Raw genomic sequence first — 26,492 nt, 5'->3', positions numbered from 1 at the left:
CTGTCTTTATTGCGCATTCTCATCATCGAAGAACACAATATCAACCTTATGTCTGTCGCGTTTGTCGCGTGGGGGAAGGTCCATAAAATTTCCGTATGCGATACGACAAAGTTCTTCTGCATCGGCTGGTCCTTCAAACGTGTAACCTTCAAAAACAATATCTTTATGAGGTATCATTATGCGCTTAGGATTTTGTTCGTAAAACCATGCCCCATAAGAGTGCATATACAAATTTGGATTACCAAATATCTTTCCAATGCAACGAAACATTGGAAAAACAAAATAGTGTAATAAGTTATAACATATTTGTGCAGCTCGAGGATATCGTCCTGCCATTTTAAGGTTTACATTTACCGATAGTTTAGCTGCAAGATGTTGCAGCCAAGGAATCATATTTCCTTCGTAAGGAAAAATATCAATATGCAATCCACGATATTTTTGTGCTTCGTGAATACGTCTATTTTCACTATTAAAGTTTTCATGGCTACGATTTTCGGTTCTTAAATCACGTAGACAAGCCCATTCTTTATAGAAACCTGGATCGGTAGAATTGTCTTGCAATACATAATTAGGGTGGGGGTGCGCCTTTAGATAATCGCAGAAACGTTTAAAATCCTTCTGACTTATTACCATATCTATATCGTCGTCCCAAGGAATAAAGCCACCATGACGCAATGCTCCGAGCACATTTCCACCATCTAACCTTAGTGGAATACCTATCTTTTTAGCAGTTTCTTGCAAATAGATAGCCATATCGAGCATACGCAATTGTGCTCGTCGTAGTACAGATCCGTCAGGATTGTAGTCCTGACGGAGTGTTTCTTGAGTTTCGCCAGTGTTGAATAGCTTTATCATATAAATGTTACATAACACCTATCCACCGCAAAATATCGTTTAAGTTGGCTACAACCATTAGCAAAATAAGTATGGTGATGCCTACATACTCGGCACGAATCATAAACTTTTCAGATGGTTTACGGCGTGTAATTATTTCGTATAATAAGAACATAACGTGTCCACCATCGAGTGCAGGGATAGGAAGAATGTTCATAAAGGCAAGCATAATACTCAAAAAGGCTGTCATATTCCAGAACATATACCAATTCCAATAAGGTGGAAATAATTTTCCAATAGAACCAAAGCCTCCCAAACTCTTTGCGCCATCGGCAGAAGCAAGATATTTAAAATTACCTACGTAACCACGAAGAATATTTATTCCATATTTTACGCCTGCAGGGAAACTTTCAAAGAAAGAAAATTTCTCTTGTGTGGGTTTATAATATGAAAGCAGAGAACTTTCTGTAACACCCATCTTTAATTCAGGATTGAGCTGCATCTTTATGGTATCTATTTTGTTAGAACCACTGCGTTGTACCGTAAGTACTACGTTGCGGAGAGCCAAAGAATCTTTATGAGTTTTCTTTACAGCGGCAACATCGCTTAATACACCTATTTGATAATGGAAGTCAGCCCATGTATTAATATTTTTACCGTTGATAGATTTTAGTAAATCGCCTGCTTTTATACCAGCTTTCATAGCTGGAGTGTTTGCAGCAACACTATCGATGCGTGATGGAATGTATGGTTCGGCAAATAGAGGTCGTTCTTTTACCATCGAAAGCATATCTAAATTGCCTGGCATTTCAATACGTGTTTTCTTTCCATTACGCAACACTTCTACATATTTAGACTGAGCTATCTGACGGAAGAAATCGCCATTGATATTAGCATATTCACGGAATGCACCCTTATCGGTAGCCAACATAACATCTTTATCCTTGAAGCCAAGAGCTTTTGCCTGTTCATTGAACTGCATACCCATACGCATATCTGATACTTTGAAGTAGGTTTCACCCCATGTAAACATTATCATAGAGTAGATAAACAGTGCTAAAAGGAAGTTTACGAGCACACCACCAATCATAATAAGTAGACGTTGCCATGCGGGTTTCACTCTAAATTCCCACGGTTGTGGCGCTTTCTCCATCTGTTTCGTGTCGAAACTTTCATCTATCATACCTGAAATTTTGCAATAGCCACCGAGAGGAAGCCACCCCATACCGTATGTTGTGTCGTCGTTCTTAGGTTTCCACTTGAATAACATACCGTTCCATTTGCCGATAGCCATATCGAAGAATACAAAAAACTTCTCAACGCGGACGCCAAATAGCTTTGCGAAGAACATGTGCCCGCCTTCATGGAGAAGAACAAGCAGCGAGATTGCCATTATAAACTGGAGCAATCGGATAAGAAAAGATTCCATTCGTTACTTTATAATCTGTTTTTTTATTTCTAATTATTTACTCTCTATTCTCTTAATTAACCATTAGTTCACTTGCGATTCTACGTGCTTCTACATCTGTTTGCAAATAAACATCAAGTGATGGTGTAGCATCGAATGCCACTTTCTGCATGGTTTCGTTAATAATTTCACCCATTTTAAGAAATGAACATTGTCCTTTGCGGAATCCCTCATTTACTATTTCGTTGGCAGCATTGAGGATACAAGGCATATTACCACCTCTTTCGATAGCTTCATACGCCATTGCGAGGCAGCGAAATTTATCCATATCAGGCTCAAAGAATTCTAATGGCTGATTGAATAAGTTTAAACGATCGCCTTTTAATGTAAGTCTGTTTGGGAAAGAAAAAGCATATTGTATAGGTAAACGCATATCGGGAACGCCTAATTGTGCTTTTACACTACCATCAATAAACTGTACTGCGCTGTGAACGATAGATTGTGGGTGCACTAAAACTTGTATTTTGCTTACAGGAACACCAAATAACCACTTAGCCTCTATAACTTCGAAGCCTTTATTCATTAGTGAAGCAGAATCTATCGTGATTTTTGCTCCCATATCCCAAGTTGGGTGTTTCAAAGCATCGGCAGCTGTAACAGCTTTTAATTTATCTGCATCGAAAAGACGGAAAGGTCCTCCAGAACAGGTCAGCAATATCTTTTCAATCTCGTTATTATCCTCTCCCACCAAGCTTTGGAAAATAGCGCTGTGTTCGCTATCTACTGGAAGAATAGGTGTATGATACTCGTTTGCTAACTTACAAATAAGTTCTCCTGCCACAACAAGTGTTTCTTTGTTTGCTAAACAAATCTTTTTGCGTGCTTTAATAGCGTGTATTGTTGGCTCAAGACCAGCAAAGCCCACCATAGCAGTAACCACCATATTGATAGGTTCAGCTTCTACAATTTGCTTTAATGCCTCTTTACCTGCATAAATTTTTATATTTGGCTGGTCGGAAAGTTCCTTTTGCAATGTCTTATAGTGCTTTTCGTTCGCTATAACTACGGCTGCAGGTTGAAATTTACGTGCTTGTGCTGCTAGCTTCTCCCATTGGTTGTTAGCTGTTAAGGCATAAACTTCGTATAAATCGGTATGTTGCTCTATTACATCAAGAGCTTGTGTGCCAATACTTCCAGTTGAACCAAGTATACATATTTGTTGTTTCATTGTTTTAAACTAGAGTTCTAAGAGTCCGTCAGGTATTTCCATTGCAATAGTTTGCCTTGCTTTGTTAATCCCTTTTATAAGATTTTCGTTAGCAGGAATTAAGAGGATATTGTCAGTTTCTGTCTTTGTTTCAAATAATAAATTGATGGTTGAATCATCAACAGAAATTATTTTACCTACAATCTTACCTGTCCTATTGTCCAATAAATTAAATCCAACAATTTGAGCCCACGATAATTCGTCTTTATTCTCTTCTGCTACGGCACGTGGAAAATAAACTGTTGTTCCTGTAAGTTCGCGTGCTTGCTTTTCTGTATCAATGTTGCAAAACTTTATAAGTACCATTTCTTCTGAACGAAATCTATATTCCTCTATAAAGAAAGGTACAAGAATGCCATCTATGTTGAGCACTAAATATTCTGCATCACATTGATCGAACACATCATCGGTGAATCGAAATTGTATTTCTCCTCGCACTCCGTGTGGTTTCCCGAGTATACCTATTTTATAAACTTCCTCTTGTTTTATCATTAGCAATACAGCTTTAACAAATGTCCACACGACTTATTTTTGCACCTAATGCATTGAGTCGTTCTTCAATATTTTCGTAACCACGGTCTATTTGTGATATATTGTCGATGCGACTAGTTCCTTGAGCCGACATAGCAGCAATTAGTAGAGCAATTCCTGCACGTATATCAGGACTCGACATTCTACCTCCTCGCAATGGGCGACTATTATCATGTCCTACTACAACCGCACGATGTGGATCGCAAAGAATAATTTGCGCACCCATATCAATCAGCTTATCAACAAAGAATAGGCGGCTTTCGAACATTTTTTGGTGGAAGAGTACACTTCCCTGAGCTTGAGTTGCAACTACTAGTAATACCGAAATTAGGTCGGGTGTTATACCTGGCCATGGAGCATCGGCAATGGTCATAATGGTTCCATCAATGAAAGTCTCAATATTATAATGTTCTTGACGTGGAATAAAAAGGTCGTCGCCTTGTTCTTCTATCTGCACACCGAGTCGGCGAAATGTATCGGGAATAATACCAAGACTCTTAATCGAAACATCTTTTATTCTTATACCATCGCCTATCATAGCTGCTATTCCAATGAACGAACCTACTTCTATCATATCTGGAAGTATGCGATGTTGAGTTCCTTTTAGAGTTTTAACACCTTCTATGGTGAGCAAATTGCTTCCAATACCGCTTATTTTTGCCCCCATAGCATTGAGCATCTTGCACAATTGTTGCAAATAAGGTTCGCAAGCTGCATTATATATAGTGGTTTTACCTTCAGCAAAGACTGCAGCCATAACGATATTAGCAGTACCCGTAACCGATGCTTCGTCTAAAAGCATATAAGTTCCAACAAGTTTTTCTGCTTTTAAGTCGTACACGTTGCGCTCTTCTCTATGCTCAAAGTGTGCTCCAAGACTTTTGAAACCAAGAAAGTGAGTATCTAAACGGCGACGTCCAATTTTATCGCCTCCAGGTTTTGCTATTGTTGTTTTACCAAACCTACCTAAAAGTGGACCATAAAGCAGAACGCTACCACGCAGAGAAGAGCATTTTTCTACAAAGGCAGTGCTATCTAAATAGTCTAAATTCACTTCGTTAGCGCAGAACGAGTATTTGTTTTCGTCAAGTTTAGTAACCTTAACACCTATATCTTTGAGTAGCTTTATAAGGTTTTTTATATCTAAGATATTAGGTATATTGTCAATAACAACCTCTTCACTGGTAAGTAAAGTTGCACTAATCACTTGTAAAGCTTCGTTCTTCGCTCCCTGTGGTACGATAGTTCCCGATAAACGATGTCCTCCTTCAATAACAAAACATTCCATAATATTATTTTTTCTTCTTGTTATTGCGTGCAGGTTGTAAATCTTTTAGATTTATTTTATCGAATTTAAAGGTATCTAAATCCAATTGTATAGCTCCGTCCGTGAAGCGAGCAAGGTCCGAAGCTACTTTCTCATCGTCTGACGAACCATGTCCCCATTGTATTAAACAACGTTTCATCTGGTTTGCAACCAACTTAACGAGTTCGTCTTTCTCGTCTCCATCTTCCATTGTTTTTAGCTGATCGAATAGTTCGAACATCATTTTTCCATAATGGCGAACAGGTATTCTTGACATTGGGTAGGACATTGGTTTCGGCTTTGTTGTAATTTTTAGAGCTTGCGAAACATCAAATGGATAGTCTATGTCTAACTTAAAGTCAGCCATAATAGCCAAATGGTCCCACAATTTCTGCTCATAGTCAGTGTTTTCTCTACTTTGTGGGTTCATTCTATCCATAATAGAAACAATAGTTTCGGCACATTGTTGGCGCTCTTCCTTTGTTGGTAGGTCTACACAGTAGTTCACCATATCTTGTATTTCGCGTCCATATTCAGGCAACAATAGTTTTTTGCGCTGAGTATTATAGTCCAATCCCTCTATCTCCATTCTACTATTTCTTTTTATTCTGTTTCGTTTCTTTTTTATTTTCTACCTTTATTTATAATAGAGGCTTTGCTTGTTTTGCTACAAAGTCTTTTAAATACATCGGAACGAAATATGCTACATCTTCATATTGTTCTAATGCTATTCGCTTTTCTGCTAATGGAAGCATATTCTTAGCTAAAGGTTCAATACCTTTTATTAGGTGTGCGTTTGGGTGATTGATAGTTTCCATACATTTCTCAGCACCATTACCAAAGAAGTATACAGGACCTTTGTTAAGATATTCTTTATAGGTATTCTCGTCTACAACATCGGCTTGGATAGACCGAACCTCGTGTAAAGCACGGTCGAACACCTGAGCATACACTTCCATACGGCGTGCATCAATCATTGGAACAAGCAATGCGTTGTCTTCTATTTCCTCGTGATGTAACAGTACTGGCACACAAAGAAGCTCTAATGTGGGCACTGCTATAAGTTTTATATTAGTTCCATAGCATACTCCTTTTGCCATAGAGGTTCCAATGCGAAGCCCCGTGTACGAACCAGGACCACTACTTACTGCTACTGCATCAACTGGAATAGCATGGCTATCGGCAAACGATAGAGCCTCATCAACGAACTTTCCTAATTGTTCGCAATGGGTAGGACCATTATGATCCTCCTCTGTAAATATGCAAGCACCATCTTCGCTTAGTGCCACAGAGCACACATTAGTGCTTGTTTCTATGTTTAATATGCACGACATCTTTTGTTTTACTTTTGCTTTCTTATCTATACAACTTGCAAAGATACTATTAAATTTTTAATTAATCTATCTTTATCCAACTGAAAATAGATTAAACTATGAAAGTAGAATGCAACTTTGATAAAATAGATGTCTTGCTTCGGTAAATCTTTGATGTGCGAAACTATAATCTTCTATACTGTAAACAAATTTACTCTCTATGCGAGTGTGAAGACAATGCTGCTAATTTTACATTTGCTGTGTTGCAGTATTGCCTATATATATGTATTAGTTAGCATATATAGAGAAATCTATATCGATAGTAAAGAATTAGTGTTAAATAATTAAAAATGTTAGTATCAAAATTTGTCGCCCAATAAAACATTTCCTACATTTGCAATTGTAGAAAAGCAAATGTCTCTGTTTTGTGTAAGCTGAGAATGCCTTTTACAAGATAATAGCAATAGATTTTTTAAGAACAAATATTATATCACTTAAACATTTAAATTATGAAGAAACTATTACTCCTTGCTCTCGTAGCAATTTTTGGCGTTAGTGTACAAGCACAAAACGATCCTACAGTTATTAAAGACCAGCCAGCTGGTACTCTAACAACCTACAAACGTGTTAGCGGTAAGATGTTTGCCTACCAAAAAGGTGAGGACGGTAAGCAGAAACTCTCTTTGTTTGACCTTGCACAATTGGCAGAAAACGGTCAGCCAGCAGGCGATTTGCTTGTGGTTACAGCTGCTGATGGCAAGACTGTTTATCTGAGGAACGCACTTACTTTTGGTACTTATATTAATAATGATCCATTCAACGCTTGGATAAAAGGTACAAAGGATGGCAACGTTATTACTGTTCCTGCAGGTCAATACATATACTACGGAGAACTTCAAGATGGCTCTAAGGCTGGTATCCAAGTAGGTTATATGGAATTAAAAGATAAACAAATACAACCTATAGACGACCCTATTAAGTTCTATATTGATGGTGTTTCTATTAAACTTGGCGAAACATACATGGAAGGTCAAACAGCGGACGACTTAAAGTTAAAGATGTTAGGCGGCTATTGGAGCGACGAGAAGTCTCTCTTCTGTGGCGATATTGAGACAGTATTTACTACTGATCCTAATGGTATCGAAACTGTTGCAGCTGGTGCAAACAAGCAGGTTGTAGGCGAAACATTCTTCGATCTCTCTGGTCGCAAGCTGTCTAAGGCTGGTAAGGGTGTATCTATCAAGTCTGTTAAGTTTGCTGATGGTACAACAAAGTCTGTAAAATACATCGGTAAATAATTGGCGATAGTATAATAATTAGTGAAAAAATATATTTTCAGGGGTGTCTCTTTTAAAAGAGGCGCCCCTATTTTTTTGTACCAATTTATAAAGATACTTGTTATAATAGCAATAGCTATGATGTCTTTATATCTAAAGGCGATAAATGGTAGAGTGCATTATAAATATATTTCGGAAGTATATTTTTTGGATAACTAATTTTCCATTGCTGTTGTACAAGTACTATATGCTATCTCTGGAGAGTGTGTACGGCTGTATTTAAACCCGAATCTCCGGTAATTAAGCCACAATATAGTTCTTATTATTAGGGTGTTGTTTCCTAACATTGTTTATTTTCTTATCGGCATCTTGTCTGTCTTCGTAACCTGGCGTAGCCCGCTACGCATGCGTTGTAAAGGCATACAATCTGCTCTATAATAAAACAAAATATGTTTAAGCTCTAATAACCGTTTGGGGTTAAACCTTGTAATCTGCGTTGATACATTGGTTTTATTGTGGTTTTTTAATGTTGCTATTCTAATAAAATATGCATTGCGTATTAGCAATACTCTGTTTCTGTGCTATTATTTACACGTAAGTAAAACTTTACTTACGTGTAAATAAAACTTTACTTACGTGTAAGTAGAACTTTACTTACGTGTAAGTAAAACTATTTCTGACTGTATTCAATGGCTTAACTTCTGAATAAAATTATACGGACATATATGTTACGTGGAAGTATATAGTGAGATTGGTGTTGTGCAAAAACTAAATTTTTGGTGCTTTTAATAATAGTTTTTGCGTTAAAAAAACATCTGCTGAATAGTGTTTAAACGAACCATTCAGCAGATGTATTGTAGAGTTGTGTTTCTTTTGTAGAAATGTGTTTATCTAACGTAAAGTGTTTTCTTTAAAATTCTAACACCATTGTTTGGCGCGCTTTTAGTGGAACATCTGCCGATAGCGATACACTTTCTCCTGTGCAGACATCGTGAGCAGTTGTGTTGTTTCCAATAATTTCTGCATAGCGTTTCACTTCCAATTTGCCCGATGTGTTGCGCCCATTAATAACAGTCATTACGGTTCTGCCATTATATTGACGTGTTACTACATAGATGCCGTGCCATGGAATGAACTGAATTTGCTTACCATAAACAATAACGTCGTTACCTTTGCGCCAATGGAGTAGGCGAGCGGTCCAGTCGAACATAGCGTTCTCAGCGGCAGTGCGTCCTTTGCGTGTAAATTTATTTGCTTTATCGCCGGGGAAACCACCGGGGAAATCTTTGCGAACATTGCCATCGGTAACTTCTTTTGTACCATTCATTAATATTTCTGTACCATAATAAAGTTGTGGAATGCGCCTCATAGTTAGCAGTAGAGCGTATGCTTGCTTCAGTGCTAAAGTATCTTTGCCGTTTTCAAGAAAGCGGTCGGTATCGTGATTTTCTATAAATGCCATTACGCTGGCTGGGTTTGGGTAAAGATAATCGTAACAGAGCACGTTGTAAATACGGTTAAATCCTTTCCACCAATCGTCAGTTTCTTCGTTTTTAGCCATCGAAAGTCGGTCGAAGAAAGCAAAGTCCATAACGGTTTTCAAGTAACTGTTTTCGTTTGTTAGCTTGCTATCTTTTTGCCAAGCAGCAGTGTAGGCAGGTTCGGTTACCCATGTTTCTCCTACTGTATTGAAGTTAGGGTATTCCAAATTAATGCATTTCATCCAGTCAGCCATTGCTTTTCGGTCGGCGTATGGATAAGTATCCATTCTAATACCGTCTATTCCAACAGTTTCAATCCACCATATTGAATTTTGAATGAGATATTTCATTACGTGCGGATTGCGTTGATTAAGGTCGGGCATCGACCTTACAAACCACCCGTCTACAGTTTCGGCTTTATCAATTTTGCTAGCGTATGGGTCGAGTACTGGTGTAAGTTTGTACGAAGTTTGTAGTGCATAGTTAGGACTGTTGAACCAATCTTTTGCAGGAACATCTTTGTTCCATATATGATAGTCGCCACAATGGTTGAAAATCATATCCATTACCACCTTCAGTCCACGTTTGTGGCAAGCGTCTGTCAGTGCTTTGTAGTCGGCATTAGTGCCAAAACGTGGGTCTACCCTGTAGTAGTCGGTAGTGGCATATCCGTGATACGTGCTAGATTTTCCACCATCAGCAGGTCTATCGTTCTCTAAAACAGGTGTAAACCAAAGAGCAGTAACGCCTAAGTCGGTAAAGTAGTCAAGATGTTGCATAATTCCAGCAATATCTCCACCGTGTCTAAGACTTGGCTCATTACGGTTGCAGAGCTGGTCTTGCATACCTTTTACAATGTCGTTCTTTGGGTTGCCATTAGCAAAACGGTCGGGCATAAGCATATACAGAACGTCTGAATTGTCGAATCCTTTACGTTCGTCTCCGCTCATTTCTCGGTTTAGCAAGGCATATTTCACAGTTGTAGTTTGCTTTCCTATTTTGAAATCAATGTTCATAGTTCCTGCTTGTGCATCTTTTAAATTAAGATATATAAGCAGATAGTTAGGCGAATCGAGCCGAACAAGCGAATCTATACGTACGTTAGGATAGTTTGTTGTTACTTCTGCGTTGCGTATATTAGCGCCATACGCCATTAGCTGTAACGATGCATCTTTCATTCCCACATACCAATTGGTAGGGTCTATTTTCTTAATTTCAATCTTTGCATTGGTTGTAATCATCAGAGAGCAGAGAGCTATCAATAAAAATAATCGTTTCATATTGGTAGTTTAATCGTGTAAAATAAGTGCTGTTTGTGCGTCGATGGTTATTTCACCACCTTCCATTTCTCCATTTCCATCTTCGTTTATCACGCCATTATTGGCAACAATAGTATATTTGCCTTTTGGAATATTAATGCTTTGTATTGTGTTGTTTCCGTTTAACACAACATAAATGTTATTCCATTTGTCGCCACCAGCATGGTCTTTCAGTCGGAAAGCCACCAAGCAATCGTGCTGTGTTGGCAGAAATTCAAGATATTTGCGTACTAGTTCTGCATTGCCCAGTCTAAAAGCAGGGTGGTTTTTGCGCATCTGAATTAAGCCTTTATAGTAGTTGAATAGTTGTGGATACTTCTTTAAGTTGTTCCAATCCAGATGATTTATCTCGTCGGGTGAGTTGAATGAGTTGTGCACACCTTTCTTATCGCGAAGCATTTCTTCTCCAGAGAGCATAAAAGGAATGCCTTGCGAGGTGAAGATGGCAGTTTGTGCAAGTTCATCTAAGCGTATAAGTTCATCTAAATCGTATTCAGTCTCTGGTATCGATGCTTTTAAACGGTCTGTTAAACACATATCATCATGACAGCTAACATACGAAATCATTTGTGTAGGTTGATTTGCCCATGGTTCTTTGGTGTAGTTTACTTTAGTGTAATCTATCTGTGGGTGAGCAATCATACCTGCTATTCCAGCTTTAATGCTTTCCTCAAATCCAGGAACTCCTCCTAGAAAGGCAGCCTGTTTGTTGTCAGAGAATGGACCACGGAGAGCATCGCGCAATTCATCAGAGAAGGCAGCAATATCTGGCATCTGCTTTATGTGTGCCTTAAGAGCTAGTTTCTCGGCAGGATAAGCACAAGTTCCAGCTGTCCAGCCTTCGCCGTAAATGAAGATGTTAGGGTCGATAGCAGACAACTCTTTCCGAATAATATTCATTGTTTCAATATCATGAATACCCATAAGGTCCACTCGGAACCCATCAATATGATATTCATTAACCCAATATTTCATACTTTCGAGCATAAATTGTCGCATTAACGACTTTTCAGAAGCTGTTTCGTTTCCACAGCCAGAACCATTACTTGGTTTTCCATCAGCCGTATATCTATAGTATGCCATAGGGAAAGTACGGTCGAAATTTCCTCCGGCTATATCAAAAGTATGGTTATAAACCACGTCGAGAATAACACGAATACCCGCTTTATGCAAGGCTTGTACCATTTGTTTAAATTCTAAAATGCGTCGTGTAGGTTGCTCCGCATCGAACGAATAGCTACCTTCTGGAACGTTATAGTTTAGAGGGTCGTAGCCCCAATTGTATTGAGGAGTTGTTGTATTCGCTTCATCAATAGATGCAAAATCGAACGATGGTAGAATATGCACAGCGTTTACGCCCAACTCTTTTAAATGTTTTATAGCCTTTTGTTCGGTAAGCGCAAGAAATTTGCCCTTATTTACAAGACCAGAAGAAGGGTCAATAGAGAAGTCTCTGTGGTGCATTTCGTATATAATAAGGTCTGCAGGATTCTTCAAATTCAGGCGATGGTCGTTGTTCCAGCCAGTTGGATTGGTAGTTTGCATATCTACTATTGCACCACGATGTCCATTTATGCCAACAGCTTTGGCAAAAACGCCAGGTGTTTCACCTCGTCCAATGTCGAACGTATAGAACTTTCCTTTCAAATCTCCATTGATAGTAGTTTCCCAAACATTCGTAGCTGTTTGCTTCATTTTTATCTTTTTTATTGCATTGCCACCCCTTCCTGTGTCGTATATACGCAGTATAGGTTTTTTGGGAGCATTCAGTTTGAACGTAGTTTGCTTTGGAGAGTAGCTAACTTCGTTAAAAACACTTTGTGCTTGTACTGTTAGTGCGAGCAGAAAAGTAGTCATTAGCGTGAAAATACTATATTTTAGTTTCATGTTAGTTATATTGTTGCTTTGTTAAGTTCCTTATATTGTATTTCTAAAAATCTGTATTGTTCACTTTTGTAAGCTGTTCGGCATGTTCTTCGCCATTCCAACGTGCCTCCAAAGATATAGCAAAGCCACCACCAGGAGCCATTGTCAGCTTCAATACATCGCCTTTCTTCACCTTTCTATGGGTAATTTTGTATGCTTTCGGATTGTTCTTGTAGTCCGCATTCTTTGCATCGGCATAGATCGTACAATCGTAAACGTAATCCTTATCGAGGAAGTCGAGTTTCAAAACACTCTTGTGTCCGTTCTCATCGCACTTTCCTCCGATGTACCAATCGTTTGAATTCTTGTCCTGACGAGCAACGGTTATGTAGTCAGCAGGCTCTGCTTCCAAGTAAATACTCCTGCTCCAGTTGCATGGAACATCTTTTATGAATTGGAAAGCGTCGTTGTATTTCTTGTAGTTTTCGGGCAAGTCGGCTACCATTTGCAGTGGGCTGTACATTGTAAGATAAAGTGCGAGCTGTCCAACAAGCGTAGTATGTACATAGTTTTGGTTGTTGCTCCATGTTTTTAGCTGCGTTTCAAGAATACCAGGAGTGTAATCCATAGGTCCTCCTTGTAGTCGTGTGAAAGGCAAAATAACCGTGTGGTCAGGGCGACTGCCACCAAATGCCTCGTATTCTGTACCACGTGCACTTTCGTTACCTATCATATTAGGGTATGTACGACATAGTCCTGTTGGACGAACAGCCTCGTGCGCATTCACCATAATGTGGTGTTTGGCTGCTTCTTCTATGACGTGCATATAGTGATTATTGGTTGATTGAGAAAAATGATGGTCTCCACGTGGAATAATATCGCCCACGTAACCAGTTTTAACGGCATCGTAGCCATATTTGTTCATTAGGTTGAAAGCTGCTTCAAGATGCCGTTCGTAGTTCTGAGTGCTAGAAGACGTTTCGTGATGCATCATTAGTTTCACACCTTTTTCGTGCGCATACTTGTTCAGATAATCTATATCGAAGTCAGGGTAAGGCGTAACGAAGTCGAAAACGTAGTCTTTTGAATGTCCAAACCAGTCTTCCCAACCAATATTCCAACCTTCAACGAGCACCTGGTCTATACCATTTTCGGCTGCAAAGTCGATGTATTTCTTTACATTAGCGGTTGTTGCACCGTGCTTTCCATTTGGTTTTGCCTTGCTGTAGTCAGTTATTCCAAGCTGAACAGAGGGAAATTCGTCAGTATAATTCCAGCTGTTTTCGCCTACAATCATCTCCCACCAAACGCCAACATATTTGGTTGGGTGAATCCAACTGGTGTCTTTTATCTTACAAGGCTCGTTCAAATTCAGTATTAAATGGCTCGAAAGCATATCGCGTGCATCGTCGCTAACGAGTATTGTGCGCCATGGCGTATTGCAAGGAGTCTGCATATAGCCTTTCAAACCAGTAGCATCGGGTGTTAGCCAGCTCTCGAATACCATATTTTTATCGTCTAAATTCAAATGCATTGTAGGATAATTGATGCAGGCAGCTTCATGTATATTGATGTAAAGACCATCGTCTGACTTCATTTGTAGAGCGGTTTGGACTCCAGTATCCGAGAAAACAGCCACAGAAGAGTTACTCCAGTTTACGGCATCGTGGAAGCGACTGCGTATTTCAGATAGTTTACTCTCTTGTGTTTCCTGTTCTTGTGTGTCATAGTCGCCTGGAAGCCACCATGCTTTGTGGTCGCCTGCCATAGCAAACTGTGTGTGTTCTTCTTTTATAACAAAGTAATTGAGATCCTTTTGTTGCGGAAACTCATAACGGAAACCTACTCCATCATCGTAAACACGGAAACGAATTATCATTTCACGATTGGTCTTTTCCTGTTTCAAAGTAACTGCCAATTCGTTGTAATGGTTGCGTATCTTGTTTGTTTCGCCCCAAACAGGCTTCCATGTTTCGTCGAAAGTAGAAGTTTTACTATCTATAAGTTTAAAACCGTCCATTAAGTCGGTTTCTTCTTTTCCTTTGCTTGCGTATTTACTTTTTGCCAATTCCAAACCGAGGAAAGATTTGTATATTACTGCTTGGTCTCTGTAAGACACAAAATAGTTAGGTTTACCGTCATCAATACCGAACAACAAAAACACTTTTTTATTTGGCGAGTACAACATTCTGTCCTCTTCGCCCAGACAAATTCCCACTTGCGCCATAGCCACGAGCGAGCAAACCGCAAAAACAATCAATACCTTCAATCTTTTCATACCCTCTTTTTTCTTTATCCTTATATATACGAGCAGTGGGACGTAGCAAAATGCGTCCCATTACTCTCTTCTTTTTATCGTCCAGAACTTACAATTAAGTCTGAAACCACTTTATTAAAATCTTTATTCTTCATCAGTTGCTCAATGCTAACGTGCATTCGGTATCGCCAATAGTTTTTTGGATTGGCTGGAATGTTGATGCGTTCAGCATCGGCATTGGCTAAGCGTAGGTGCTCATCAATGCTCATCCAGTCCTGAATACTAAGAATACAGAGCATACTTGGCGATGTTAAGTGTCGCTCAACTATGTCTTTTGCCAACCAACCCGGCATTGGGTGTGGAGCTGGTCCGCCTTGGTGTAACATTGTATTGTAGTATTCTTGTGCTCTGTTCCAATCTTCGTCCCACCATTGTCGTAATGTAGCCATATCATGGGTAGAAATTGTGCAGACACTACGATAAGGATTGGAGCCTAAATGTCCAAATCTTACATGTGGGTCTTTAGGCATTGATTGTATTTCGAGGCTTAATATGCGTAGTTCATTCATAACCCAAGCGACACAATCGGGTACCATTCCCAAGTCTTCGGCGCATACAAGCATACGTGTAGCGTTCACTAACTTCGGCAATTTCTTCATAGCTTCTTGATACCAATATTGGTTGTTGCGGCGATAGAAATAGTTGTTGTAAAGCGTGTTGAAAGCATTCTTGTCGCAATCGTATAGACTTTCGTAGATGAAGTCCATCTGGACGCTAATGCGTGGGTGGAATTTGTTAGGGTCTTTATGGTCGCGTACAAAGAGCACATCGCTGATTAGAGCATATAAACCATCACGAATCCAAATATCTTTGTCGGTTTCTTTACCCTTAAAAGCTGCTTCTACTTTGCGTTGTGTATCGTATTCTGGACGCATTTTGTAGCGATTACCCCATGTTTTTTCTATGTATTTGTCGCGTACTTCGTTCGTATGTTCACGGAAAATACGGTCTAATACCCAATCGGTAATGAAAGGTTCTGTGAATAATTCCTCTTGCCAGCGTAGTCCATAGCCTTCTACTTCTTCGCGTGTCATACCCAATGCTGGTGCGAACTGACCTAAAAGACCGTGCACTGCATTGGCTGGAATTTCCCAAATGCGGAAGAAACCTAACACGTGGTCTATGCGGTAAGCATCAAAATAGTTTGCCATATTCTGGAAACGATGTAACCACCACTTACAACCATCGGCTATCATAGCGTCCCAATTGTAGGTTGGAAAACCCCAATTCTGTCCATTTACCGAGAAATCATCGGGTGGTGCACCAGCCTGACCATTCAAATTGAAGTAGCGTGGTTCCATCCACACATCACAGCCATTACGATTTACGCCGATAGGAATATCTCCTTTCAGTATGACGTGTTTAGAAATGGCATATTCGTGTACGGCTTTGAGCTGACTACTTAGCACGAATTGTACGTAATAGTAGAACTCAACCTCCTTGTAAGCCTTGCTACCACTTGTAGAGAGTTGCTTTCTTTCTGCTTCGTCCCATTGGTTGTGGTCTGGCCATTTAGCAAATTCTGCAGTACCGTACTTATCGCGCAGCATGCTGTATTGTGCATAAGGAACCAACCAACTTTCGTTTTCTGTGAAGAATTTCTTATACTCTTTACTTGCAATTGTGTCTTTTCCTTCCTGCTCAAAGATGAGTTTAAGATAAGCTAATTTAAGTTCGTTAACACGTTCGTAGTCTATTTGTGGTAGTGCATTCAGTTTTTTGCGTTCATTTTCGAAGCGTTCGCGTTGTATCTTGTCTTTTAATGCAGGCAGAAGATTTAGATTTACATACTGTGGATGCAGTGCAAAGATAGAGATGCAGCTATAAGGATAAGAGTCTGTCCACGTGTGTGTGATGGTAGTATCGTTTATTGGCAGGATTTGAAGTGCCTTTTGTTGAGTTGAACTTACCCAATCTATCATTTTCTTTAGGTCGCCAAAGTCTCCAACACCGAAGCTATCATCAGATCGTAGAGAGAATAACGGCACAAGCGTACCGGCTACGCGCATTGTGGGTAAAGTGAAATAGGCTTCGTCTAGTTCGTATATTATAGCATCGCCTTCCTCCATTGAAGGTAGTTCAATGGTGCGGTTGTTACAATTCTCCCACATTGGAGAGTATTCTTTGTTAGAGTTTACAATAATAAACTTGAACTCTAACTTGTTGCTTGCCAGACGATTTACATCGAAACATACAGCCCATTCGTTGGTAGAAACCTGTGTCATTTTTACAGCTTTCTGTTCTTTCCACGATCCTAATAGTGGGTCTGCTCCTATTAAATAAAGCGAATCGCCTACACTAAGCTGAGGTGCACGCACCTTTAAGCATACATATTTGCTGAATTTCTCTAATTTTAGGTTCTCTGGTTTTGCACCAACAATACAGTCGGTTACGGCAGAAGAGTATAAGAAAGCATTGTCAGGAATTTCTCTCCAATGGTCGAATATCCTGTAATTCAATGCTTGCGATGAATTGAACATTACCCTATGGGGTGCAACACTCCACCCACGACGCTCCTCATGGTCGCCAACGTGTACACTATAAAAGTAGTCTATCACCGTGCCGGGCTTTATTTCTTTGTTAATATCCACTGTCCAAACCAGTCCATCGTACGTGTGCATTCTGTATTGGCACACCGAATTGGCTTCGGAACCCTCGTTACCTACTATATTAAGAACAAGTTCTTGTCCGTAATATGTCTTGTATTCTATATTAAATTGTAAGTTCATATAGTTGTTAGTTATATGGCTCAAAGGTAGTAATAATAAAACGAACTTGCAAAACCTTTTTGCTCGTTTTTTGATTAATATCATGCAAACGTTTGCAAATGTATATCTTGGCTAATATATACCACTGGATAAAGTAATGATACATAGATTTTTATATGACCTTTGTTTTGTTAATAAATGTTGCCAAGTGTTTATTTTTAACCTCTTAATATAGCAAATGCCGAGCGTTTTTTCAGTCAATATTATTCTTTTTTCAGAAAAAGGCAACCAATTGTGTGCATTCTTTAATTATTGATTGATAAGGTTTTATAGAAAAAAGAAATGGATATGTGCAATAATTAAGTCTTAATTATTTCGTGTTTAGAACATTATAGAATACATATAGATTAGTTTCTTCATGCAGAAATACCTATTTTTGTGATGCGAAAACGGCTCTTTTACCATGCAAAAGCCTACATTTCGGTAAACGATACCTACTTTTTTGCGGTGCGAAACCAAATTAGATAGTGTGAAGTAGGCAGTTTCTTGTTTTTTAGAGACTTCTGTCTTGTTATTCGAGAATTAACATTTGATTCGCTAAATATATTTTATTTAGGTTTTGTTTACATTCTGTTGATGTATCTTAAACACATACTTCTTGTCCTGCAACATAACCAGTGGTCCATGCAGCTTGTAGGTTAAATCCTCCAGTAATGGCATCTACATCGAGCACTTCGCCTGCAAAGAAAACTCCTTTGCACACTTTGCTTTCCAGTGTATTAGGATTTATGCTCTTCAAACTAATTCCACCGCATGTTACAAACTCATCGCGAAAGCTACCCTTACCCTCTATTTGGTGTACATCGTTCGTAAGAGTCTCAATAAGTTTGTGCATTGCTTTCTTTCCAATGTCTATCCAGCGTTTCTCCTTTTCTATATTAGCGCGTTGCAGTAAATATTCCCAAAGGCGAGTAGGAAGGTTGTATGGACGTGTATTTACTATTTGCTTTTTAGCATTTTCAGTAGCAATGGCAGTAATGTTTTGTGCAACAGATTGCGCATTTGTTTCGTTCACCCAGTTCACAGATACTGGTGTTTTATTGTTGTTCTCTGCTAAATATCGTGCAGCATACGACGATAACTTTAGTGTAGCAGGTCCACTCATACCCCAATGTGTAATAAGCAAAGCTCCATCGCTATGAAATTTAGTAGCAGGAATAGATAATAAAACGTGTTCTACTACTGTTCCCATAAGGTTTTTGAACGCCTTTTCGGCTATATTAAACGTAAATAGTGCTGGTATAGTCGCTTCTATTTTGTGCCCTAAATTCTCTAAATATTGTAAGTTTGCAGTACGTAGCGACCCTCCTATGGTTATAATAACTCTGTCGAATGTACGATAAGGCTTATCTTTAAAGTGTACTTCTATTTTTCCTTCTGTTTGTTTAGTAATGTTTGTAAGTCTATGTTGCAAACAAACATCAACACCAAGTTGTTGTGCTGTATGTGTTAAACAATCGATAATGGTTTGTGAATTTTGCGAAAAAGGGAACACACAATTGTCTGGTTGTGTTACTAATTGAACTCCATGAGCCTCGAACCATTGAAAAGTATCGTTATAATCGAATCTTTTAAAAAGTCGTTTTATCAGTTTGTTGCCACGCGGATAAGCTTGTTTTAAATCGCTTATATCGGCAAACGAGTTAGTTAGATTACAGCGTCCACCCCCCGAAATACCAACCTTAGCTAGTATACGATTTGTCTTTTCAAACACTATAACATTGGAATTGGGCATTTTTGTTTTTGCCGAAATAGCAGCAAAAAATCCTGCAGCCCCTCCTCCTATAATTGCAATGTTTAGCATATCCTTTCAGAGCTTAATATTAATACACTTTATTCCTTATATTAATAATATGGAACAAAGTTACGATAAATGATTGAAGTGTACAAACGATAGGGCAAGAAACGATAGATAGGGCGGGAGATGAATAATCAATATGTTTGACAAAACACAAACTTATATCTGCTGATATGGCAAAATAATGTCTCGTGAACTCATTATATTGTTAATCAAATTGGCTGCTTACAGGCATATTACCTGTTTTTATAACTTGATGTAGTCCGCTACACGTTGTTAGAAAATTAAACAATTAGATGATCGAAATACACAACAGCTATGTAAAACATTAATGTTAGTTCCATATAAAAAGTATTAGGAAGATACTTTTTGGCTGATTAAATGTTATGATAAGACTATGACGAAGTAGAAAAAAGAGGTATATAGGTCAAAAAAAGAAAGGCACAAATTTGTTGTTTTGTATTGTGGTACCAACAAATTGTGCCCTTTAGTATGAAAAAACTCTCTTTTATAATCTTGCTTTTTCTAACAATTCTTTAGGCATAATAGGCATTGCACCGTTCTGAGTGCAAACGAATGCGCTAGCCTCAACAGCCAAATTGTGTGCTTCTGTTATACTTTTTCCGTTAAGAATAGCCGAAACAAAAGTTCCTGTGAATGAATCTCCGGCTCCAACAGTATCAGCAATATCTACGATAGGAGTCTTTTGATACGATTCAGTGTTAGGTGCAAACACATAAGAACCATTTATACCACATGTAAGTATCAACATATCGAGATTGTATTTACCAATAAGCAACCAGCATTTGTTTTCCATATCTAAGCCGGGATAGCCAAATATACGTCCAATGGTAACCAATTCCTCATCGTTTATCTTTAGAATGTTGCATTGTTTAAGCGAATTTCGTATAATATCTTCGTTGTAAAAGTTCTGTCGGAGATTTATATCGAAAATCTTTAAACAATCTTTTGGAGTCGCATTGAGAAACTTTTGAATGGTATTTCGGCTGACACTACTACGTTGTGCAAGTGAACCGAAGCAAACTGCACGGCAGTTTTTAGCTATTTCTTCTATTTCCGGTGTGAACGGTATATTGTCCCAAGCTACGCCTTCTTTTATTTCGTAGGTAGGTACACCAGCTTCGTCGAGTGTTACTTGTACTGTTCCTGTAGGATAATCTACCACAGGCATTAGGTAGTTTATGTGTTTTTTGTCGAATTCAGCCAACGTTTCTACACCAAGTTTATCGTTTCCCACGGCACTAATAGCAATAGAATCGTGTCCGAATTGACCTACATGGAAACCAAAATTAGCAGGTGCTCCACCAACTTTTCTACCTTCTGGGAGACAGTCCCAAAGAGCTTCTCCCAAACCAACAATATATTGTTTCATAATTATTATGTTTATTTTATTTCAGAAATATACGTAAAAAGATAAATGACACCCACTGCCATAACAATTACAGCTCCAGCTTGTCCAAAACTATCGCTAGCAAATCCCATTATAAGTGGAAAGATAGTGCCACCAAAAAGTCCCATTATCATAAGTCCACTAACTTCGTTCTGTTTTTTAGGTTCACTTTCCAAAGCACGTGCTAAAACCATTGAAAAGATATTACTATTACCGTATCCTACCAATGCAATAGCTATATAGAGAATAGCTTTACTAGTTCCTATATACAATCCACACATACTTAATGCCATAAGGATAACGGAAATAATAAAGAAATATTTCATTTTCATTATGCGAAGAAAGAATGAACCCGTAAGACAACCAATGGTACGGAAAATGAAATATAGCGAAGTTGCAAAGACTGCTTCGTTAAGAGGTACACCCAAACGCTCCATTAATATTTTTGGTGCAGTGGCATTAGTACCAACATCTATTCCCACATGGCACATAATACCAAAGAAACTCAACAATATAACAGGTTTAGTTAATAGCTGAATGCATTGCAAAAGGCTACTGGCTTTGCCTTCGGTCTTTTTTTCTTCTATGGGAGTAGATACTAAAAGAAATGAAGCTAATATTCCTATTATCATATAAATGGGAAAAAGAATGCGCCATCCAAGTCCGAAAGAAGGAATACTTGCCATTGCTCCCCAAGCTGCAATATAAGGTGCGAGGAATGAAGCTATAGCCTTAATGAACTGTCCGAAAGTAAAAGTTGCTGCCAAATTTCCACCTTGCAATACTGTCATTACTAACGGATTAATAGATGTTTGCATAAGTGCATTACCTATTCCAAGCAACGAAAACGATATTAGCATAAGTTCGTACGATTCTCCAAAAATAGGCAAAAGCAACGATACGACTGTGATGATGAGGCTTAACAATACGGTTTTCTTACGTCCGATTTTATTCATTAACATTCCTGTTGGCACAGAAAAGAATAAGAACCAAAAGAAAACAAGCGATGGAAATATGTTTGCACTCATATCAGAAAGATGTAAATCTGCCTTAACATAATTAGAAGCAGTACCCACTAAGTCTACGAAACCCATCGCAAAGAAGCAGAACATAATGGGAATGAGCTTTAACGTTTTTGAATTCGTCATAATAGAATGGTATTTTTATTACAATGAAAGCTCACTAATTTTTATATTATGGAAGCTTGCCGAAGTTCCTTTATTATAAAACTTAATAGAAGTGTATGGTGTTGTTGGAAATACGAGGTTTGTCATTGCAATGCGCCCACCATCAACAAAGATTTCAACCGAGCATTTATCAACGAAAATATCTACATGATATGTTTTCCCTTTACACAAACTTAGTGGAGCCCAAGTTCCGAGTGCGAAATCGTTTTTGTAATTTACAGAATTAAAAACACGAAATGGTGTATTTCCAGCACCTTGATGAACATCGGAATAATTCTTCTCTATGTCGTGTGGTACAGAGAGTTTTCCAAATTCTATAAGTCCACTTTCGGTACGGTCCATAACGAGTTTTCTTTCTTTCGTATCAAAGTATATTTTCACATTTTCGCCTTTTGCATTATACAATTCAATACCCGTTATACCTGTAATATTTGGAGTTATATCCATTTCAAGCTCGAAAGCATTATCTTTACTCTTTATGATATTCTTCTTATCGGCAAGAGTTTTTACATTCATATCGGGTAGAGTTGTGGTATTTTTTCGTAGAGCTTTAACTTCAGGAGCTATATTATTAGAAACATAAAGCTTACCATCTGTACCTGTATATAACTTTAGTTCTCGTGGAAGAGTGTTTGCTCCACGATATTGTTTTATAGGTGTAACATTAGCATATTGCCAATTACTCATCCAAGCTATAGAAAGAACACGATCTTCTACTCCAGAGAAACAAACAGTGGCATAGTTGTCTTTACCATAATCAAGAAAGTTATATTCGTTTGGAGGAGTATCGCATTTGAAATTCTTTCCATCGAAATCACCAACAAAATATTCTGTAGCAGAACCACCAAATAAGCAACCAGGATTGATGTTAACTAACATAACATATTTCATTTTATTCTTATTGCCATCAACTGGAAGCTGAACAAAGTCGGGACATTCAAACTGGTTAGGTTGCATTCCATATCCTTTTCCAAAGGCACTTACATAGTCCCATTTCTTTAAATTTGCCGATTTGTAGAAACGCATTTCCTTATCGGCAGATATAATCATATACCATTTCTGTGCAGGCTCATACCAAAAAACTTTCGGATCACGGAAATCTTTTAGTCCATCGAATGGTCTTAAAACAGGATTCTTATCGTATTTTGTGTAGGTATAACCCTTATCGGTGCTATAAGCCATACATTCTATCTGTCCATTTTTATCGCTTGCAGACGTATAAAGGGCTATAATAGCATTTTTTCCATAACCTGCAGTGTTATTTTTATCTATGACTGCGCTTCCAGAAAATATATGTCCGAGAGTATCGCGAGTAATAGATGGCTTCTCTTCTTTCCAATGAATCAAATCTTTACTCGTTGCATGTCCCCAATGCATATTACCCCATTTAGAACCGTAGGGATTATATTGATAGCAAAGATGGTATACTCCGTCCATATAAAACATTCCATTTGGATCGTTCATCCACCCAAACGATGGTGTGTGGTGGTAAGATGGACGATAAAAATCGGTATTAACGGTACTCCATTCATTTGATAATTTTAAAATACCTGGTTTATAACAGATAGCATCGTGTTTAAGATTGAGAATTTTTACAGTAGCTCTTGAGCCATTACCTAATTCGAATGGAACATAATAATCTATTTTATCTTGTGCTAAACGTATATCCATCCAAGTATCGGCAGGACTTGATGTATCGAGAAGAACTTTTGCCTCGTCTTTCGATTCTTCTATAGGTAATAGCAAATATTTTGTTGGATTGGTTATATTTAATATGGTTGTGTCTCCTTTTTGAGACATTTGTATGGTTTGTGCTTTTACCGATGTGGCTGCTAAAGATATAACAGCACACGTTAATAATTTATTAATACACTTCATAATTCAGTTTTTACGTATGTGTTTTATTCTTAGAAATTAAGAGATGCTGAAAATTCTACTGTAAATGGGCGTAGATAACTTCCTGTCATTAATACATTAGAAATGTTTTTTGCATCAGCCTTTGTTATAAGTTCTGCACCAGCTATACTTCCTTTTGCTCCTGTTTGATTTAAGAAGTTTACAACAGTACAACCTAAAGACAACTTCTTATTTACTAGCCAGTTTACACCTCCAAATGTTTCCCAATGACCATTAAAATGGTAAGCATCGTTAATGTTTGCATACGTCTTACTAAAATAACGGAAGCTTGCCCACAATTTTAAATCTTTTGTAAGCATATAGCTTGGATCGAACTCGATAAGTATTTTTGGAATTTCGGCAACAATATTTCCTGTAGCATTAATCTTTCCTACATATCCATCAGAGAAAGTAATAGAAGTTTCATACTTCTTGTAAGTTGGTTTCTGATAGGTGAAAAGGAAATGTATATCCAATCCTTTCAATGGGTGTGCAATAAGGTCGGTTGTCCAACCCCAAGTTTTTATATCGTATGTTAATGGTGTTGCCATAATTTCGCCACTATGTTGCAAATTTAGTGTAGAATTGTTGTTTGTCTTTGAAATATAAGAGAACAGCGAAGTTAATGTTAGCCATGAATTGTTGTAATATACACCTGCTCTTCCTAAAGGCACCACTACTTTTCCTGTATTTGGTAATGTTGCTGGAGCGAACGATTCAAAACGAAGATGCTGAACAATATAAGTAAAGTCGCCAGTAAGTCCAAAGTTATTATTAATTTTATAGGTTGCAGCAGCCGAAACATCATAATTAAACCAATTGTAATCTATTGGATTTGGTGTAATTTTTGTTCCATCGGGAGCAATTGCACCAATATAGTAATCTGCAAATCTGCCAACATAGCCACCAGTGGCATTTTTAACAGCTGCATTAACACCTTTAAGTTTCTGGCTTTCTAATCTGAAACCATAGTAAAGATTAAGTTTTGGCGTTACATCCCAATCGTGAATCATGTATAAAGCTAATTTGTTTTCGTGTCCACGATAGAATTCTGAAGCATTCTTATTAAAATCGTAGAAGTAGGTTGAGTGCTTATTTGTGTCGTAAAGTCTGACAGGAAAGCTCCCATCTGACGACACACTTTGGTCGTACATAGATGTATTTGAACGGTAATCGATGTGGTAATACCACTCGTTTATACCTAAACGTAAGGTTGAAGTAGTAAACTTTTTCTGTAATTCTGATGTTAAAAGAAATTCGTTAATGAATCCTGAATTTAAACTTGACATTCGCGTTTGGACGTAATCGCCTGTATAAGGTGTTGTTCCTCCAGTTATAGTTGGCATTACATAATTGTATGCTGTTGGATTGTCTTTTATATTTATAAGCGACATAGGGCTTTGATAAACCAAAGCTCCACGTGCGTGGTCGTATCGTGCTGCTATTTTCCAGCTATATCCATTATCCCAATTGTATTTATTTATTAAAGAAAATTCACTCGAACGGTTTACTGAGGCATCATACATCGTAGTTTGTTTCAGTTCTCCCGTATTCATATCGCGATAAACAATATTACCGTCGGTTGGTAAATACGAAGTTGTGCCAAGTTTAAATTTTCCATATTCTTTTACACTGCCATCGCCAACGTATATAAAAGGAGCCGATTGTGTTGCATAATTATATACTGGGTGCGAATTAGAATAATGGTACATTGCTGTAAATTCACCACGGTTGTGGTTATAACGTTTAGTTATAGAAGCTTTATAAATTTGTGTGCGATCTTGTAGTTGGCTCGATTTAATTTTAAATGTACCTGGATCGAAATCTTGATAAATACTTGTGCTATAGAACCAATTGTTTCCGAAACCGCCATTAGCATTCAGCGAAAACTCTTGCAAACCAAAATGGTTGGTCTTATAATTTAGAGTTCCATGAAATCCTTCTTCTCCAAGTTTAGTGAAAGAATTCACTGCATATCCTATATTACCAGTTGTTAAAGCTGTTTCCGAAATTTTTAGAAGTCCAACATACCCTAAACTTGCATCAGAACGCCAAATAGAATTTACACTATGTGGGTTGGTTGCATAGGTAATGGGCAAACCATTTTCTAAAACATTTACGTCCGACATAGGAAGTCCTATCTGTATTTCGCGTGGACCGTTTGCACTTGCTGCATTAAGCATTACATTTCTATCGCCTTCTTCATTCGGTTTACTCTCGTTTTGTTTCTCTTTTACTTGGGCAAAAGCTCCTGTAAAGAAACATACCATAGCAAAAACTGTTGTTACAGTTCTTAGTTTAGTTGATGTGTTGGTAGTCATTATCTTATATAGATCTTAAAATTGTTGTCTATTTACTGAAAACTGTTTGCAAAGTAAATGGTTTATTCTAAAAACAGATATAAAAAATGTTGCGTAAACTATTAATTTTGTCTTAATGCAACAAATATTTATCTTTTCGAAATATGTTTTTTATAATTCTAAACCTGATGTAAAGATATTTTGCTAATACAT

The 26,492-nt window shown here is 38.0% G+C and carries 17 protein-coding genes; 1 reads left to right on the top strand and 16 read right to left on the bottom strand.

All coding sequences use genetic code 11. The features are described from left to right. Positions 1-6: 6 nt before the first annotated feature. The 7 genes from DX009_RS08010 to tsaB are packed head-to-tail and all read right to left on the bottom strand — an operon-like array spanning position 7 to position 6,680. A complete protein-coding gene (locus tag DX009_RS08010) occupies positions 7-855 on the bottom strand; it encodes a LicD family protein (RefSeq protein WP_115083631.1) in 849 nt (282 codons plus the stop codon). 7 nt (positions 856-862) lie between these two features. Next, entirely contained in the window at positions 863-2,263 is a 1,401-nt protein-coding gene (gene rseP / locus DX009_RS08005) for an RIP metalloprotease RseP (RefSeq protein ID WP_115083630.1), read from the bottom strand. Between the two features lie 52 nt (positions 2,264-2,315). After that, a complete protein-coding gene (locus tag DX009_RS08000) occupies positions 2,316-3,470 on the bottom strand; it encodes a 1-deoxy-D-xylulose-5-phosphate reductoisomerase (RefSeq protein ID WP_115083629.1) in 1,155 nt (384 codons plus the stop codon). 9 nt (positions 3,471-3,479) lie between these two features. Continuing rightward, entirely contained in the window at positions 3,480-4,001 is a 522-nt protein-coding gene (gene rimM / locus DX009_RS07995; RefSeq protein ID WP_040595535.1) for a ribosome maturation factor RimM, read from the bottom strand. Between the two features lie 13 nt (positions 4,002-4,014). Further along, positions 4,015-5,328, bottom strand: a complete 1,314-nt coding sequence (murA, locus tag DX009_RS07990) for a UDP-N-acetylglucosamine 1-carboxyvinyltransferase (RefSeq protein ID WP_115083628.1) — start codon at positions 5,326-5,328, stop codon at positions 4,015-4,017. A gap of 4 nt (positions 5,329-5,332) precedes the next feature. Further along, positions 5,333-5,935 (bottom strand): DUF4290 domain-containing protein, encoded by a 603-nt coding sequence (locus DX009_RS07985; protein ID WP_006044339.1) that lies wholly within the window; start codon positions 5,933-5,935, stop codon positions 5,333-5,335. A gap of 52 nt (positions 5,936-5,987) precedes the next feature. Continuing rightward, positions 5,988-6,680, bottom strand: coding sequence for a tRNA (adenosine(37)-N6)-threonylcarbamoyltransferase complex dimerization subunit type 1 TsaB (tsaB, locus tag DX009_RS07980; protein WP_115083627.1), 693 nt, complete (start codon positions 6,678-6,680; stop codon positions 5,988-5,990). 488 nt (positions 6,681-7,168) lie between these two features. Here tsaB and DX009_RS07975 point away from each other — a divergent pair, with 488 nt between their 5' ends. Beyond that, positions 7,169-7,957, top strand: coding sequence for a hypothetical protein (locus DX009_RS07975; protein WP_115083626.1), 789 nt, complete (start codon positions 7,169-7,171; stop codon positions 7,955-7,957). 889 nt (positions 7,958-8,846) lie between these two features. Here DX009_RS07975 and DX009_RS07970 read toward each other — a convergent pair. The 9 genes from DX009_RS07970 to DX009_RS07930 form a co-directional block, all read right to left on the bottom strand. After that, a complete protein-coding gene (locus tag DX009_RS07970) occupies positions 8,847-10,697 on the bottom strand; it encodes a glycoside hydrolase family 13 protein (RefSeq protein ID WP_115083625.1) in 1,851 nt (616 codons plus the stop codon). Between the two features lie 9 nt (positions 10,698-10,706). Beyond that, on the bottom strand, positions 10,707-12,623 hold the full coding sequence (gene pulA, locus DX009_RS07965; RefSeq protein WP_115083624.1) for a type I pullulanase: 1,917 nt from the start codon (positions 12,621-12,623) through the stop codon (positions 10,707-10,709). Positions 12,624-12,666: 43 nt separating this feature from the next. Beyond that, a complete protein-coding gene (locus tag DX009_RS07960) occupies positions 12,667-14,880 on the bottom strand; it encodes a glycoside hydrolase family 97 protein (RefSeq protein WP_115083623.1) in 2,214 nt (737 codons plus the stop codon). Positions 14,881-14,954: 74 nt separating this feature from the next. Next, complete coding sequence (locus DX009_RS07955; protein ID WP_115083622.1) at positions 14,955-17,648, bottom strand: 4-alpha-glucanotransferase; 2,694 nt, start codon at positions 17,646-17,648, stop codon at positions 14,955-14,957. Between the two features lie 622 nt (positions 17,649-18,270). Beyond that, positions 18,271-19,491 (bottom strand): BaiN/RdsA family NAD(P)/FAD-dependent oxidoreductase, encoded by a 1,221-nt coding sequence (locus tag DX009_RS07950; protein ID WP_115083621.1) that lies wholly within the window; start codon positions 19,489-19,491, stop codon positions 18,271-18,273. A gap of 502 nt (positions 19,492-19,993) precedes the next feature. Next, complete coding sequence (locus DX009_RS07945; protein ID WP_006044350.1) at positions 19,994-20,878, bottom strand: carbohydrate kinase family protein; 885 nt, start codon at positions 20,876-20,878, stop codon at positions 19,994-19,996. A gap of 11 nt (positions 20,879-20,889) precedes the next feature. Beyond that, positions 20,890-22,044: an MFS transporter gene (locus DX009_RS07940; RefSeq protein WP_115083620.1), complete on the bottom strand. Its 1,155-nt coding sequence runs from the start codon at positions 22,042-22,044 to the stop codon at positions 20,890-20,892. A gap of 18 nt (positions 22,045-22,062) precedes the next feature. Further along, on the bottom strand, positions 22,063-23,961 hold the full coding sequence (locus DX009_RS07935) for a GH32 C-terminal domain-containing protein (RefSeq protein WP_115083619.1): 1,899 nt from the start codon (positions 23,959-23,961) through the stop codon (positions 22,063-22,065). A gap of 29 nt (positions 23,962-23,990) precedes the next feature. Continuing rightward, a complete protein-coding gene (locus tag DX009_RS07930) occupies positions 23,991-26,300 on the bottom strand; it encodes a TonB-dependent receptor (RefSeq protein WP_115083618.1) in 2,310 nt (769 codons plus the stop codon). Positions 26,301-26,492 lie beyond the last annotated feature (192 nt).

The organism is Prevotella pallens (assembly GCF_900454935.1).
GTDB classification, from domain to species: domain Bacteria; phylum Bacteroidota; class Bacteroidia; order Bacteroidales; family Bacteroidaceae; genus Prevotella; species Prevotella pallens.
This window is presented reverse-complemented; position numbering and strand designations above follow the sequence as displayed.